General features: G+C 73.6%; 11 protein-coding genes. 6 read left to right on the forward strand and 5 right to left on the reverse strand.

Annotation, left to right across the window (positions count from 1 at the left end; all coding sequences use genetic code 11):
• Positions 1 to 169 precede the first annotated feature (169 nt).
• Together ACFYPJ_RS19550 and ACFYPJ_RS19555 are read left to right on the forward strand one after the other, a co-directional pair.
• A complete protein-coding gene (locus ACFYPJ_RS19550) occupies positions 170 to 586 on the forward strand; it encodes a MarR family transcriptional regulator (protein WP_389018701.1) in 417 nt (138 codons plus the stop codon).
• Positions 587 to 848: 262 nt separating this feature from the next.
• Complete coding sequence (locus tag ACFYPJ_RS19555) at positions 849 to 1,700, forward strand: maleylpyruvate isomerase family mycothiol-dependent enzyme (protein ID WP_389018370.1); 852 nt, start codon at positions 849 to 851, stop codon at positions 1,698 to 1,700.
• A gap of 220 nt (positions 1,701 to 1,920) precedes the next feature.
• Here the strand turns inward: ACFYPJ_RS19555 and ACFYPJ_RS19560 are convergent, their stop codons facing one another.
• Positions 1,921 to 3,795: a CocE/NonD family hydrolase gene (locus ACFYPJ_RS19560; protein WP_389018373.1), complete on the reverse strand. Its 1,875-nt coding sequence runs from the start codon at positions 3,793 to 3,795 to the stop codon at positions 1,921 to 1,923.
• A 516-nt stretch (positions 3,796 to 4,311) separates the two neighbouring features.
• On the opposite strand from ACFYPJ_RS19560, the gene ACFYPJ_RS19565 reads away from it, so the two are divergent.
• Entirely contained in the window at positions 4,312 to 4,983 is a 672-nt protein-coding gene (locus ACFYPJ_RS19565; protein WP_389018376.1) for a ScbR family autoregulator-binding transcription factor, read from the forward strand.
• A 104-nt stretch (positions 4,984 to 5,087) separates the two neighbouring features.
• On the opposite strand, the gene ACFYPJ_RS19570 is transcribed toward ACFYPJ_RS19565, so the two are convergent.
• Both ACFYPJ_RS19570 and ACFYPJ_RS19575 read right to left on the reverse strand, forming a co-directional pair.
• Complete coding sequence (locus ACFYPJ_RS19570; protein ID WP_389018379.1) at positions 5,088 to 6,302, reverse strand: pyridoxal-phosphate dependent enzyme; 1,215 nt, start codon at positions 6,300 to 6,302, stop codon at positions 5,088 to 5,090.
• A gap of 232 nt (positions 6,303 to 6,534) precedes the next feature.
• The gene (locus ACFYPJ_RS19575) at positions 6,535 to 7,887 is read right to left on the reverse strand and encodes an MFS transporter (protein WP_389018382.1); all 1,353 of its coding nucleotides are present in this window, start codon (positions 7,885 to 7,887) and stop codon (positions 6,535 to 6,537) included.
• 255 nt (positions 7,888 to 8,142) lie between these two features.
• Between ACFYPJ_RS19575 and ACFYPJ_RS19580 the strand changes: the two genes are divergently transcribed.
• Positions 8,143 to 9,318: a hypothetical protein gene (locus ACFYPJ_RS19580; RefSeq protein ID WP_389018385.1), complete on the forward strand. Its 1,176-nt coding sequence runs from the start codon at positions 8,143 to 8,145 to the stop codon at positions 9,316 to 9,318.
• Between the two features lie 15 nt (positions 9,319 to 9,333).
• On the forward strand, positions 9,334 to 9,660 hold the full coding sequence (locus ACFYPJ_RS19585) for a fibronectin type III domain-containing protein (RefSeq protein WP_389018388.1): 327 nt from the start codon (positions 9,334 to 9,336) through the stop codon (positions 9,658 to 9,660).
• A 174-nt stretch (positions 9,661 to 9,834) separates the two neighbouring features.
• On the opposite strand, the gene ACFYPJ_RS19590 is transcribed toward ACFYPJ_RS19585, so the two are convergent.
• Both ACFYPJ_RS19590 and ACFYPJ_RS19595 read right to left on the reverse strand, forming a co-directional pair.
• A complete protein-coding gene (locus ACFYPJ_RS19590; RefSeq protein WP_389018391.1) occupies positions 9,835 to 11,091 on the reverse strand; it encodes an MFS transporter in 1,257 nt (418 codons plus the stop codon).
• A gap of 188 nt (positions 11,092 to 11,279) precedes the next feature.
• The gene (locus ACFYPJ_RS19595; RefSeq protein ID WP_389018394.1) at positions 11,280 to 12,257 is read right to left on the reverse strand and encodes a MerR family transcriptional regulator; all 978 of its coding nucleotides are present in this window, start codon (positions 12,255 to 12,257) and stop codon (positions 11,280 to 11,282) included.
• A gap of 99 nt (positions 12,258 to 12,356) precedes the next feature.
• Between ACFYPJ_RS19595 and ACFYPJ_RS19600 the strand changes: the two genes are divergently transcribed.
• The gene (locus ACFYPJ_RS19600) at positions 12,357 to 13,871 is read left to right on the forward strand and encodes an alpha/beta fold hydrolase (RefSeq protein WP_389018397.1); all 1,515 of its coding nucleotides are present in this window, start codon (positions 12,357 to 12,359) and stop codon (positions 13,869 to 13,871) included.
• The last annotated feature ends 69 nt before the right edge of the window (positions 13,872 to 13,940 follow it).

Raw genomic sequence — 13,940 nt, forward strand, 5'->3', positions numbered from 1 at the left:
CTCCCGCGCGCACGACGACCCCGGCCCAGGCGATCGGGGGCGGGGTCACCCCGGACCGGACGCCTCCGGACCTGGTGGCGACGATCCGGACGGATCAGGTCCGGACAGTCCCGGTCGGAGCGGCTCCGGTCCGGGTGTCGACGAGGCGATCCGGGCGCTGCTCCTGCTCATGCCGCGCATGGTCGGCCGGGCGAAGCGGATCCCGGCGCCGGTGGGGCTGCAGTCGATGGCGCTGGCCCCGCGGCATCTGTCCCTTCTGGCATATCTGCTGTTCGACGGTCCGATGAGCATCAACGAACTGGCCGCCCGGCTGGAGGTCGCGCCGACGACGGTGAGCCTGCTGGTCAGCGAGCTGAGTCAGAAAGGGGTGCTGGAGCGGCGCGAGGACGAGACGGACCGGCGTCGCAAGATCGTCAGTCTCGCCGACGCGCACCGGGAGGCCATCGACGCGTGGCTGGGCCAGGGCGCCGGCGCCTGGCGCAAGGCACTGGAGCCGCTGACGGCGGCCCAGCGGCGGATGTTCATCGACACCTTGCTGGCGTACGAACGAGCGCTGGGGGAGGAACGGGCGCTCGGGGAGGAGTGAGCGCCGGGGAGCGGTGGGCGGCCCGCCGCCTCGCGAACCGCTACCCGCATGGCACCGACGCAGGCGTGACGGCCGACGTGGTGCGCATGAGCCGATCACCCTGGTCGGCCGCCCCGGTCCGAGCGCCCCGTTGACGCCGTCGTGCGCCGGGACCGTCGTGACAGCCGCCCTCCCGCGCCCGGGTCCCGGCGCCGCGGAGCGCCGTGTTTTGGCGGCGGCAATCCAGTGGCGGCCCGGTGCCGACGGCTGCAAGGCTTCCGGCATGAGTCCCGAGTACCACAACCCGCCCGGCACCCGCCGGCTGGGCGATCCGATCGACGCCCGGCCCTTGTTCGGCCCCGAGTCGGCGGCGCTCCTCGACACCCTGCGGGGCCTGCGGCCTGCCGACTGGGAGAGGAGCGCCGTACCGGGCTGGACCGTGCACGACCTGGCCGCCCACATACTCGGCGACTGCTACGGCCGCCTCGGCGCCGCGCCCGACGGATACCAACGGGTCTTCCGGCCCGGAGAGACGCTGGAGGCGTTCATCCACCGGACCAACCAGGAATGGGTCGACCGCCGCGCCCACGACAGCCCCGTCTCGCTCGTCGCCGCCCTGGAGGCGGCCGGGACCCGGGTGGCCGGTCGATTCGCCCTGGCCGACCTGCAAGCACCCGCCCTGGGTGTGTCCTGGGCGGGGGCGGACCCGGCGCCGGCCTGGCTGGACATCGCCCGGGAGTTCACCGAGTTCTGGACCCACCGGCAGCAGATCCGCCGGGCACTCGGCCGCGGTACCGACCCCGAACCACGCTCCCTGTCCACGGTTCTGGACACGTTCATGCGGGCCCTGCCGCACACACTGCGCCTTACGGCGGCGCCCGTCGGAACCGAGGTCCACGTGGTCGTCGAGGGCCCGGCCGGTGGCCGGTGGGCCGCCACCGCGACCGCGGACCACTGGTCGCTCGCCGAACCGCCCGGCGACCGGCCGGCCGCGTCGGTGCGCATGGACGCCGAGACCGCCTGGCTGCTGTGCACCCGCGGCATCGAGCCCGCCACTGCCCTGTCCCGGGCACGGGTCGACGGGGAACACCGGCTCGCCGAAGCCGTGTGCCGGATCGTGTCCGTCGTCCACTGAACCGAGCGGGATCCGCGTCACCCGGCAACACCGTTCGCCTGCGGGTCGCCGGCACGGCCGGGCCCGGTGCCGGACCGCACGTCGCGCCCGGTCCTTCCGGAGCCGTGGCCACCGCGCCGCGCCGATGCCGCCATCCACCCACGGACGTGCGGAGGGCCGGTGCCGGCCGCCGTTGCGGGACGCACCCGAAGGCCGCGGCGGCCGGGCACCGGCCGTCAGGTCAGCGGCTGCCGCCGGTCGGCACCGTGAACGTCGGGAGTCCGGCGGGCAGTTCCGTCGTGTAGTAGTCCACGTAGGTGTCCAGATACGGGGAACGGTCACCGCCGGTGGCGATGTCGTCCGCCGGGTCGTCCAGGGAGAGCTTCACCTGTGCCCCCTCGACCGAGATCGTCTCGCCGGAAGGAGTGTCCAGCCACGAACCGGTCTGGATGGAGCCGATCTCCACGGCCAGCACGTGTCCGGCCGCCAGGGTCCAGTCGGTCGCCTTGAGGTCGACGGTCATCCGGCCCGAGTCCAGCAGCGAGACCTGCTCGTCGAACATGACGGCCGTGCCGTCCGGGGCGACGTCGTAGAGCTTGAGCATGATGTTGCCCGTGCCCTTGGCGGTCAGCGAGACCTGCGGGGTGCCGGTGACGCGCACGGACTGCCGGACCGGCTCGGACCACACGAAGAAGCTCGACGTGACCTGGCCGGATGCCTGAAGCCGCGCCGCGTTGCGGGTCAGACCCTCGGGCGCGGCCGGTTCGATCGGGGGCGCGTGCTCCATGTCCCAGTCGCCGGACGGCTGCCGAGGCGCCTCGGGCGCCGGTTCGCCGGCCGCGGCGAGCGCCGCGCGGGCGGCGGCGCCGCCGTCGTCGACGTACGAGCCGCCGCCGAGCGGCAGCGTGGCGGACTGCTCCACCACCGGCCAGGTCCGCTGGCTGCGCCAGGCGCCGGTGGAGTCCTCGACGGCGTAGGCCGGGTAGGGGGCCGTCGGCTTGACGCCCTTGAGGTACTGGTCGTAGAAGGACAGCGTCTCCTCGTACCAGCCCTCGCGGCCCATGGCCAGGCGCCCGTCACCGACCCGGTCGCCGCCGCTCACGTGGTTCCACTGGCCGAGCCAGCCGCGCTCCGGGCCCTCGTGGTTGTCGAGGTACTCCTGCATCTCCTCGGGCTTGGTGTTGTTCTCGATGAAGCCCTCGGTGACGAACAGCGGGGTGTCGGTGCCCTTGGCCATCTTCGCCAGGTCACGGGAGGTCCAGTGTTCGTCCTGCTGGTCGGCGATCTGATACCCGGCCGAGTTCTCCGTCAGGCACTCCGGATGGGTGTCCTCCCACCGGGCGTTGGCCTGGTACCGCGGGTCGTCGTCCGCCAACGGGGCGAGCGTGGCGATGAGGTTGTAGGCGTGTGAGGTGCCGGTGACATGGGGGCGAGGCACACCGTTCGAGTAGATGTACTGGTACATGTCCCATATGGGCTCCTGGGCGACGACGGCCTTGAGCGCCTTCTGGTCCAGGTCGTTGCCTATGAGGCCCGTGCTGGCGTCGTAGGACTGGCCGTACATGCCCACCGCGCCGGTGGACCACGGCTGGCGCGCCGCCCAGTCGATGGCCGCCCTGACGTCGGCTTGTTCACCGGGGCCGCCCCAGTCGAGGCAGCCGGTGGACCCGCCGTAGCCGCGCAGGTCGACCATGACCAAGGCGTAGCCGTGCGTGAACAGGTCGGTGCCCTTGATGAAGTCCTGGAACCGGGCGGAGGGGCCGGTGTGCGTCCAGCCCTCCGGCACGGCCTGCCCGGTGTGTGAGAAGTACGGACCGACCGACAGGATGACGGGCACTTTCGCACCCTCGGCCAGGCCCTCGGGCCGCAGGACGTCGGCGTGCAGTTCGGTGCCTGAGCGGTCCGAGGACGGGAAGTATTCCTGCGTCCAGACCGAGCCCTCCGGGACGCGGTCGTTCTGCGCGTGGGTGACCGGGCCGCTCACGGCGGCCGGCTGCCCCGTCCGGCTCTGCGCCGTGGTCGCGGGTGCCGCGGTGGCGGTGTGGGTGAGCGCGGCGGTTAACGCAAGGGTGGTGGCGAAGGTGGCGGCCCAGGTGGCCGCACGACGTCTTTTCACATGCTCCTCCGGAGTGCTGACTACGGGTGGTGCAGGTGTGGTACGGGTCGAACCGCGCCCCTAGGCCCGCGGCGCACGGGGCCGCGACGGGCGCGTCCGTGCGTGACGACCTGACGCGCGGGTGCGGCGCCGGACCAGAGGCGATGGCCGGGAAGCCTATGATCATGACGAATACGCGTCAATGCCGCACGGTGTCCGACGTGTTACCGCTGCCCGCTGCCGGGCCTCGGGCCGGGCCCGCGCCAGTACATCGCCCGGAGTCGGCTGCAGCCCGGGCGCGGCCGCGTCGCCGGCACCGCGCCGCCGGGTGGTGGTCCGGCCCGGTGCCGGTTCCTCCCGGCGGTTGCGAGGCGCCGCTCCGGGCGTCGGCGGCCGCGGCCCCACCGGCGTCCGAAGCACCGTCCGTACCAGGGACTTCGGCTCCGCAGCCACCGTCCGGGACGTGACCGGGCGGTAGCAGCGGATTGGGGTAAGGTGCGTCACATTCGGTTTGGTTTTCACCAAAGGAGGGGTCCTGTGGCACGGCAGGAGCGTGCGGTACGGACCCGCCGTGCTGTTGTCGAGGCCGCGGCCTCGGTCTTCGCCGAGCGCGGCTACGCGGCGGCGACCATCGCGGAGATCCTGGAGCGGGCCGGGGTCACCAAGGGGGCCCTGTACTTCCACTTCGACTCCAAGGAGGCCCTGGCGCGCGGTGTGATCAAGGCGCAGGTCACCAGCGACTACCGCGTGCCCCGCGAGCTGAAGCTCCAGGAGTGGGTGGACTACGGGATGACGCTGGCCCACCGGGTGCCCCGGGACGCGATCCTGCTGGCCGGCATCCGCCTCTCCGGCGGCCTCCAGGGCAGCACCCGGTTCGGCAGCGCCTGGCCGGCCTGGATCGAGATGTCGACCGCGCTGCTCACCGAGGCCAGGGAACGGGGCGAGGTGCTGCCGCACGTGGAGCCCGGACAGACCGCCGAGTGCTTCTTCGGGGCCTGGCTGGGCACACAGGCGTACTCCGAGGTGAGTTCCCGCTGGAACGACCTCAGCGAGCGGGTGTCCCTCCTGTACAACCACGTGCTGCCGGCCATCGCCACACCCGCGGCGCTGGTCAGGCTGGACACCGAACCGGACCGGGGTGCCCGTGTCGTACACGAGGCCGAGGCGGAACGCGCCCGCGAGGCCGCACTTGTGGCGACGGACGCCTGACCGACACCGCGCTCTCCCGACGACTCCTCGCGTACCCGCGCCTCACCGGTGCCCGGACGGTCCGGACGAACCCCGCGTGCGGTTCGCCGGCCGGCCCGGAGCAGTCAGTCGCGCAAGCCCGCGGCACGCAGCCTGCGGCACACCTGGTCCCACTCCGGCTCGACCGCCTCGGTGGTCCGGGACCCGACGCCCGCGTCCTTGAACCCGCTGGAGGTGGAGACACAGACCACCGGCGTGCCGACGTCGCCGACACTGCGCAGCCCCGCGAGCCCGGCGGCGCCGGAGAGTTCCGTCCACAGGCCGGCCCGGGCCAGCTCCGCCTGGGCCGCTTCGAGCCGGCCGTCGTCCAGTGCCAGCGCCCGGCCCCCGCTGCCCCGGACGGCGAGCACACCGCGATAGCCGCTGACCGCGGAGACGATCGAGTACGCCGCCGTCGGTGACACCTCGACCCGGGCCGCGGCGACGCCCTGCCGCATCGCCTGCGCGAGCGGCGCGGCGGCGGCCGGCTCGCAGGCGAAGATACGCGGCAGCCGGTCCGCAAGACCGAGCCGGCGCAACTCGGCGAAGCCCTTCCAGACACCGAAGAGGAGTTCGCCGTAACCGGTGGGCACGAACACGGCCTCGGGCACGCCGAGATCCTGGAAGATCTCGTAGGCGATCGTCTTGTACCCCTCGGGCCCGAAGGGATGTCCGGTGTGCGTGGGGGTGAGGTTGCTGACCGGGTGCAGGCCCATGCGGTCGACGACCTGCCGCATCAGCGGCCAGCGTGCCGCCCTCGGCACCGGCAGCACCACCGCGCCGTAGGCGTTCAGGAACGTGTCCACGGCCGGCGGCAGATCGAGACCGGTGAACACGACGCACCGCAGGCCCGCCCGGGCGGCGAAAGCGGCCGCGGACGCCCCGTGGTTGCCGGAGGACGCTACCACGATCCCCGGCGCCGCGACGCCCAGCGCGGCGCTCGTGGTGCAGCGGTTCAGCCGGTCCTTGTGGCTCCAAGTGGGGTTGCGCGACTCGTCCTTGAGGTAGATCCCGGGCTCGAACTCGATCAGCGGAGTGCCGCCCTCGCCCAGCCCCGGCGCGGTGAGCGGCGGGAGTAAGGGCGCCCACCGGTCCAGCCCTTCGGCGCGGCGCGGGGTGCGAGCGGCGGAGAAGAGGGCGGTCGGTGCCTGGTCGTAGTCGTAGTCGACCTCGACGGGATAGGAGACGCGGCTCGTGCTGGTACGCGGACAGCCGTGGGTGCGCGGTGGCCACAGCGGGTAGCAGATGTCCGGGTCGCCGAGGGACCGTTGCCTGGTTGCCAGGGAGATTCCTGCCGTCACGGACCAACCCTAATGTGCCGACAGGCGGCATTCGCCCTGTCGCGACGTCCGGTTCCCTCTCCCGTGCCGTTCCGGGCCGGGGACCGGACCCCGTGACGCCGCCCCCCTCGACCGGCGCACTCCGCCCGCGACCGGCGCACTCCGCCCGCGACCGGCGCACTCCGCCTGCCGCGGCACCGCAGGCCCGCGTGTGAACCGACCCGCACCGATGACGTCCGGGCCGGTACGGCCGTCACCGCGGCGCGGCCTCGGCCATCTTCGGCGTCTCGCCCGCTTCCGGAGCCCCGGGTATGCCGGGGGTTTCGGCCGGCCGTGGACTGCCGGCCGCCGCGGGGGCGCGGCCCGTCGTCAGGGTGCGGATCTGACGGCTGCACAGGGCCGCCGCCGTGACGACCGCCACCAGGGCGGCCCCGCCCATGAGCGTGGGGCCGGTGCCCAGCCGCTGGGCCAGCGGGCCCGCGGCCATCTCGCCGAGGGGGAGCGCCACGAAGGAGCCCAGCGCGTCATAGGCGTACACGCGGGCCAGCCGGTCGTGCGGGACGTTCTCCTGCAGCGAGACGTCCCAGGCGACCGCGAACTGTTCCAGCGCCAGCCCGTTGGCGAACATGGCGATGCCCACCAGCAGGGCGTACGGAGCCTGGGCCAGGACCACCAGCGGCACCGCCTCCACCGCCGTCAGCGCCACACCCAGCAGCAGCGCGTGGCGGACCCGGGAGCGGGCCGCGAGGATCCCGCCGACCAGGGCGCCCGCCATCTGAGCGGCCAGAACCGCGCCCCACAGCCCGCGGCCGAACGTGTCGTCGGCGATGTCCGGGCCGAGCACCTGCACGCCGCCCGCGACCACCGCGTTGACCACCATGAACTGCAGGACCACGAGCCACACCCAGCGGCGGGCGGTGAACTCCCGCCAGCCCTCGCGCAGCTCACGCAGCGGACGGACCCGCCCGCCCGGTGCGGGCTTCCCGGCCGCGCCGGGCACCCGCACGCCCAGGAAGCACACCGCCGCACCGCAGAACGCCACCGCGTTGCCCGCCAGGCCCCAGCCGGGCCCGATGACGGCCGCCACCACGCCCGCCAGGGACGCACCCGCGATGGCACCCAGATTGGTGCCCATCCGCAGCACGGCGTTGGCAGGGCGGATCAACTCCGGTGGCACCGTCTGCGGGGTCAGTGCCACGGACGCCGGCAACGACAGGGCGGCCAGCGCGCCGTTGAGGACGCTGAGCACCATCAGCAACGGGATCGACGTCGCCGAGAGCAGCACGCTCGCGGCGATGGCCCCCTGCACCGCGGCCGCGCCGAGCGCCGAGCCCTGGAGCACCAGCGTGCGCCGTACCCGGTCGGCGACCACCCCGCCGACCAGCAGCAGCGCCACGTTGGCCACCGAACGCGCACCGACCACCAGCCCCAGGTCCGTCGTCGAGCCGGTCGTGTCCAGCACGGCGAAGGCCAGGGCGACCGGGGCCATCGCGTTGGCGAAGTACACCAGCAGCCGCCCGGCCGCCAGGCTGCGGAAGGACCGGTGTGCCAGCGGTGCCCACAGACGCCCTGCCGTCCGCCCGGTCCGTTCCCCGGTATCCGTCATCCCGCTGCCCGCTCCTTTTCCCCTTGCCCGCCCCGTCACCAGGTGGAGCGTACCGGCGGCGCGGCCCGCGACCGCCGGAACGTCCGGCTCCGGCCACCTGCGCGACGTGTCGTCCGAGCCCGGGATCCGTGGCCGACCGCCCCACCGATACGCGGCTGTGACCGCTCTCGCGCCGTGGGACGCACAGCGGGGTCACATACCCCGGACAGCAACGTTCTCCCGGCCCCCAGCGAGTGAAGGACCACGATGTCGGTCATGGCTTCACCCGCACCCCAGGCCAGACGCGAGCTGCTCGGTGCCGTCCCCGGTCTTGCCCTGGCGGTGGCCCTGCTCGTCGTCGCCGGCGGCACCGCCCGGGCGAACGACTACTACAACTCCATCGAGAGCGCCTCCCCGGCCAACCGCACCTGGATGTCCGGCGTTCCGGACGCCACCAGCCTCGCCTGGCTCTCGGTCCCCGGGACCCACGACAGCCTCGCCCTGTGCGGGCAGGCCGACGACCCGGCCGGCGAGGGCAACTGCGAGGCCGTCACGACCAGCATCACCAAGACGCAGGAGTCCCACGGCTTCAGCGCCGAGACCCTGACCACCCAGCTGAACACAGGGATCCGCTCCCTCGACATCCGGGCCAGGGCCAACAAGGACGACTCCGGGCTGCAGTTCACGATCCATGACCTAGGGGCACGAAGGCGACTACACCTGGCGCTACCGCCTGTGGCAGTGGTTCCGCGAGCAGCACCTGGCGGTCGACTTCGTCGGCCCCTACGACGGCACGATGCCGCCCGACGCCCCGGCCGCCCCCGCGCCGCCCGGCTCCCGGGCGAGCCGGAGCCCGTCCCGGTCCCACCCAGGACGTCGGGCGGCTACGCCAAGGACGCGGCGGACTTCGACAGCGACCACTTCGCGGTCTGGGGGCGTCGGGCAGCCCAGGACAAGAGCCTGATCAGGGCACAGGTCGAGAAGTACCAGCCGGATCTGCTGCTCGTCGGCCTGGGCTTCAACGACATGGGCTGGTTCGTCAGCGACGCCCCGGGCACCCTGGCCAGCGTGAAGTCACTGGTCGACGAGGCCCGCGCCGCCGACTGGGGCGACAACCTGCGTGTCTCCACCAACCGCTACGACGACACCTGGATCATCGAGGGCCAGAAGCGGGAGTACCAGGTCCGCACCGACACCGGGGACGGAGTGGAGTCGGCCTGGTCGGACACCGTCAGCGCCACGGCCCACCCGAAGACCGCGGCCGGTCCTGTCGGCGTGGTCACCCGACCCACCGCGACCGGCGTCGACATCGTGAGGGGCATCCCGAGTGGCCCCTACACCGACGGCATCGCATCGACCGCTACGAGGCCCTCACCTATGACCTCGACGACCCCGGTACGTTCCTCAACAGCGTCGGAACCCGCGACAAGTCCGTCCACGTGGACGACCTGAAGCCCGGCCACTGCTATGTGGGCGCCGTCGCCACCTGGAACGCGGCCGGCGGCGGTTTCCCGTCCACCGGCCGGCCTCAAGGTGACGTCCACCGACGCGACGACCGTCCAACTGAACTGGACCGGCTCCGCCCAGGCGGCGGGGTACCGGGTCTGGGTCCGCAACATCGACGACGGCAGCCAGTCCACGGCCGACGAATGGATCGGCCAGGACACGAGCCACGGGATCGCGTACCTGTTCCCGGGGGTGTGGCACTACGAGTTCTGCGTGACCGCCGTCAACGGAGCACTGGAATCGGGCAAGTCCAACTGCGTGGTGGCACCGAGGCCGGCCGGCAGCTGACCCCCCGGCAGGGCGCCCACCGGGGGTTCGAGCGCCGGCGGCACCCGGAACGCCGTGCCCGGCTCACCGGGGCCGCCGGTGAGCCGGACACCTGGCTGCCACCGGGAGCAGGAACGGACCGGCGCCCGGCCGGGGCTCACCCCGCCGGGCGCCGGCCGCCGTGGCCCGGCCGGCTCACCCGGGCTGCGGTGACCGCTCGGCGGCGCGGCGTTCGCTGAACCAGTACAGGAGCGCCAGGAGCGGCAGCGCCGCGCCGAACGCACTCACCACGCCCCATCCGTCGGCGTGGTAGGCGATCGAGCCGAGCTGGGACCCGAGGGCGCCACCGAAGAAGAAGGTGGCGATGAAGACCGAGTTGAGGCGGGCCCGGGCGTGCGGGTCGAGCTGGTAGATGGTGTGCTGGCCGAGGATCATGGTGCTCTGCACGGCCATGTCGAGGAGCACGGCCGCCAGGGCGATGAACCAGATGCTGTGCTGTCCGAACCCCGCGATGGCGAACGCCCCCGCGGCGAGGAGGAACGCGCCGCCGGTCAGCGGCCGGACCAGCCCGCGGTCCGCCCAGCGCCCCGCGAGCGGGGCTATGCCCGCACCGGCCGCGCCGACCAGCGCGAAGATGCCCACCCCGACGTCGGAGTAGTCGAACGGCGGACTGGTCAGGACGAAGGACACCGTGGTCCAGAAGGCGCTGAAGGCACCGAACATCGCCGCCTGGTACAGGCCGCGGCGCCGCAGCGCGGGGTGGGCGCGCACCAGGGAGGCGGTGGAGCGCAGCACCTGGCGGTAGGGCACGGAGATGGTGGGCGCCTGCTGGGGCAGCGCCACCCGCAGTGCCACCGCCAGCACCGCCATCAGGACCGCGGAACCGAGGTAGACGACGCGCCAGCCGGCCACACCGGAGACCAGGCTGCTCAGCGTCCGGGAGAGCAGGATACCGGTGAGCAGACCGCTCATCACCCGGCCCACGACCCGGCCGCGCATGTGGTCGGGAGCCATGCTCGCGGCGAATGGGACCAGGATCTGGGCGACGACGGAGGTGGCGCCACTGACCAGCGAGGCGACCAGCAGCATGGGGAAGCCGGTCGCGAGGCCCGCGGCCACGAGGGCGGCGGTGGTCACCACGAGCAACACGGTGATCAGGTTGCGCTTCTCCAGCCGGTCGCCGAGCGGGACCAGGAACAGCATGCCGATGACATAGCCGATCTGGGTCAGGGTGATCAGCAGGCCCGCGGTGTCCGTACTGACGCCGAACACGCCGCGCAGCGACGCGAGCAGGGGCTGGGCGTAGTAGAGGTTGGCGACGGTCATGCCGGTGGAGACGGCGAGCAGGGCGACCAGCCAGCCGGGCACGCCGGAGGCGGCGGGAGCGCCGGGGGTGCCGGGAGTATCCGTGGGTGGACGGCGCAGAGCGCTCAGATCAGGTGGAGTGGACACAATGCCTTCCTCGGGGCGAGCCGGGGTCTGGGGCGAGCAGCTTCGTCGATGCCCTCGGCTTCACCAGCGCGTGGCGGTGCGCTTTGCTTCCCTGTCCACGGCGATGGATTTGGATGACAGTCATCTCGTGCGGAGATGACCGCGCGCGAGTACGGCCGGACGGCCGCCGTGGGTGCCGGGGCGGCGGCTCAGCGCCGCGTCGCGTTCTGCGCGGTCAGCGCCGCGAGCAGCCAGTCGTGCGCGGACCCGGGAGTCGGTTCCGGCCGGTGACCGGGCGGGGTGAGCACCGTGGCCGTCAGCTCCCAGTACCGGTCGATCCTCGGATCGGCCGCGAGCCGGTCCGCCAGCAGACGGCGGAAGCCGGGAGTGTCGCGGGTGCCGTAGGCACTCGTGTACGCGGCCACGAAACCGTCCAGTGCCTCGCCGGGATGCGGCTGCCGGCCCCGGCGCAGGTGCGCCCCCGCCAGGTCGTACGCCTCGGCGAGTCCGGCGTAGAGCCCGGCCACCGCACGGACGCCCGCCGCCCTGTGCGCGTCGGGCCGGCACGGCTCCGAGCCGGTGCAGGGGCCTGTCGTCAGGGCATTCAGCCGGGCGAAGGCGAGGACCTGCTCCGGTGCGGGGTCGTCCGGCGGCGGCGGGACGGCCACGTCCAGGAACGCCGCGACCGCCGGGGCCGGCATCCGCGGCGGCAGCCAGGAACGCCAGAACCGCACCAGGGGGGCCGTGCTCGGCGGCACGGCCAGCGCACCGACCAGCCGCAGCCGCTCGGCCCGCAGCCCGGGCGGCGACTCCTGCACCAGCCGCAGCGCCGCCTCCCGCCAGCGCAGGGCCGAGAGCTGGGAGCCGAGGTCGCGCAGCCGCCCGGCGACGGCGTTCTCCAGCGCGCCACCTCCGCCGCTTTCCCCGCCCATCCCGTCCACCGTGCCGTTCCGCTCGCACTCCTCGTCGAGGATGCGGCGGATCTGGGGGATTGGCAGATCGAGGGTGCGCAGCGCGCGGATCAGCCGCAGCCGCTCCAGCGCGCCGGGGCCGTAGCGGCGATGCCCGCCGACGCTGCGGGCGGTCTCCGGCAGCAGACCGCGGTCCGAGTAGAAGCGGACGGTCTTGACGGTGACGCCCGCGTGCTCGGCCAGTTCGCCGATGCTCCACAGGCCGTCGTACGACATGACAGTTGAATCTCCCTCCGGGGGAGTTCCTAAGGTACCGGCGAGCGCGGACCGGGCGACGGGGCCGGTCCGCGACGATCGCGTGCCGAGGAGATGACCATGACCGTATTCATCCTGGTACCAGGTGTGTTCACCGGCGCACACGTGTGGGCGGAGACAGCCGCGCGGCTGGCCGGGGCGGGTGCCGAGGCACACCCGGTCGCCCTCACCGGGCCGGGGGCCGCGGGCGGCGGGGCGGGCTCCCGTGTCGACCTGGAGACACATGTCGTGGACGTGGTCGCCACGATCGACGCGGTGGACCCCGCGGCCGGCCAGGAGATCGTGCTGGTCGGCCACGACTACGGGGTCCATCCGGCGCTGGGCGCCGCCGACCTGCGAGCGGAGCGCGTCGCCCGGATCGTGTGTGTGGACGCGGTACTGCCGCAGGACGGCGTTCCGGCCCTGGCCGCGGTACCCGACCGGGAACTGCGGGCGCGGCTGGCCGACGGCGCGGCAGGGGAGCCCGGCGCGGTGCCGGCGCCCGCGTCCCCGGCCGAGTGGCAGCGCTGGGGCAGCACCGAAGGGATCACCGACGCGGCGCTGGCACGGCTCACCGCCCGAGCCGTGCCGCAGCCGCCGGGCACCCTGCTCCAGCCGCTGCGGCTGACCGGTGCGGCGGCCGCGGTGCCCACCACCGGGGTGCTGTGCACCGGGAACGGCGCCGGCATCGAACTGGTCCAGAAGCTGGTGGACTTCGGCGACCCCGCCCTGGCCGCGCTCGTGGACCCGCGGGTGACCTTCTTCGAACTGGCCACCGGACACTGGCCGATGCTGTCCCGCCCCGCCGAGCTGGCCGAGGTGCTGCTCCGGGCCGCGGCGGGCGAAGGGCACCGGCTGACGCCTGCCGACGCCGCCCGACATCCCGCGCAGCGGCCGTTCCTTCTGGAGGTGCCCGAACTCCCGCGTGAGCGCTCGGAGAACGTCGACCTGTACGTGCCGGACGCTCCCGGTCCACGGCCGGCGGTGGTCTTCGTGCACGGTGGCCCGCTGCCCGCCGGTGCCCGTCCCACCCCCAGGGACTGGCCGGTCCTCGTCGGCTATGCCCGGTACGCCGCGGCACAGGGCGTGGTGGGCGTGACCCTCGACCACCGGCTGCACGACGTCGCCGACTACGAGCGCGCCGCCGCGGACGTGGCCGCCGCGGTGGAGCGGGTGCGGGCCGATCCACGGGTGGCCGCGGACCGGGTCGCGCTGTGGTTCTTCTCCGGCGGCGGACTGCTCATGGCGGACTGGCTGCGGACGCCCCCGGCCTGGCTGCGCTGCCTCGCGGCCTGCTACCCGGTCCTGGCGCCGCTGCCGAACTGGGGGCTGCCGGGCCGCCGGTTCCGGCCGGCGGACGCGGTGGCGCACGCGGGCACGCCGCCCGTCGTGCTCGTCAGGGCGGGCCGGGAGACGCCCGAGATCGCCGCCACCGTCGAGGAGTTCCTGACCGCGGCCGGGCCGCACGGCGTGGACGGCGAGATTGTCGACGTGCCGCACGGCCGGCACGGTTTCGAGACCGCCGACGTCACCGAGGAATCACGCGAGGCCGTCCGCCGGGCGATGCGCTCGGTGCTGGCGCGGCTGACGTCCTGAGCCTGCCGTTTTCTCCGGGGGGCCGGACCGGCCGACTCCTCCGCCGGTCCGGGCCGCCGTGTCCTCCGT

Origin of the sequence: Streptomyces sp. NPDC006012, from assembly GCF_042871185.1 — a bacterium.
Classification (GTDB): Bacteria; Actinomycetota; Actinomycetes; order Streptomycetales; family Streptomycetaceae; genus Streptomyces.